Raw genomic sequence first — 1,168 nt, 5'->3', positions numbered from 1 at the left:
ACCAAAATACATCTATAACTGTAAAATAACGTTTTTTTGCCGATTATGTCTATTTTTTGTACATTTATTGTTAAACTATCCAATTTAAACAGAATTTGTTTCCTGTATTTATGCGTTTTTAACCTATACGTCTAAAAAGCGTACACATTTATTGATGTGTACGCTTTTTAGACATGTTTTATTCTGTAATTGTTATCTTACTTCTAACCACTGAATAATGGCTCGATAATGGCTGAATACAATTAATGGCATGAATGACTGCCGCATCCGTGATTGCCGCACTGGTGACCACTCTCACCATGTTCATGATCATGATGGCTGCATTTCACATCTGCATCATAATTCAACTGACCTTCCAGAAGTGCTTCAACGGCCTGATCTGCATTACCGCTGCATCCGCCAAACAACTTGATACCTGCCTGAGCCAGGGCATTCTGAGCTCCGCCTCCGATACCGCCGCAGATCAGTACCTGTACCTGATGTTCTGCCAGGAATCCTGCCAAAGCACCATGGCCGCTGCCGTTTGTTCCTACAACTTCTGAAGCAACAACCTTTCCATTCTCTATATCATACAGCTTAAACTGTTCTGTATGACCAAAATGCTGAAAAATCTCTCCATTATCGTATGTTACTGCAATCTTCATTTTAATGATCCCCCTTATCCTTATTCAATACCTGAGCTCGGCATCGATGTTTCGGACATCCGCCGCACCCGCAAGTTGTTTCTGCGCCATCACATAATCGATAGTCTCCGCCTTCAATCCTGAGCATCTTGCCGTCTACGACAACTTCCGCCAGCTTCTTTCTGGCACTGTCATAAATCTGCTGCACCGTTGTTCTGGCAATATGCATATATTTTCCGCACTCTTCCTGTGAAAAATTCTCTTTATCTATGAGACGGATCGTCTCATATTCATCCACCGTCATCACAACGCATGCCTCATCTGACGCTCCTCCGGAAGGCATAAATTCGGATACCTTCGGAAGGCAGCATACTTTTCTGCACTTTCTTGGTCTCGGCATCTCTTCATCCTCTTTCTTAAATCAACGGCAATACGGATGCGTGCAATCCCTATTGCCATTTCATGTTCATCAACTGTTCGATATAAATGGCATATGTCATTTATATCACAGTTATCGGCATATGTCAATAACTCATCTTTTTATC

General features: G+C 42.0%; 2 protein-coding genes. Both read right to left on the bottom strand.

All coding sequences use genetic code 11. From position 1 onward, the window contains the following. Window positions 1–242 precede the first annotated feature (242 nt). Window positions 243–644: a NifB/NifX family molybdenum-iron cluster-binding protein gene (locus WMO25_RS18960; protein WP_256167674.1), complete on the bottom strand. Its 402-nt coding sequence runs from the start codon at window positions 642–644 to the stop codon at window positions 243–245. A 1-nt stretch (window position 645) separates the two neighbouring features. Further along, on the bottom strand, window positions 646–1,023 hold the full coding sequence (locus WMO25_RS18955) for a DUF134 domain-containing protein (RefSeq protein ID WP_015515396.1): 378 nt from the start codon (window positions 1,021–1,023) through the stop codon (window positions 646–648). Window positions 1,024–1,168 lie beyond the last annotated feature (145 nt).

This window comes from Coprococcus intestinihominis, from assembly GCF_040096555.1.
Taxonomy (GTDB): domain Bacteria; phylum Bacillota; class Clostridia; order Lachnospirales; family Lachnospiraceae; genus Coprococcus_A; species Coprococcus_A intestinihominis.
This window is presented reverse-complemented; position numbering and strand designations above follow the sequence as displayed.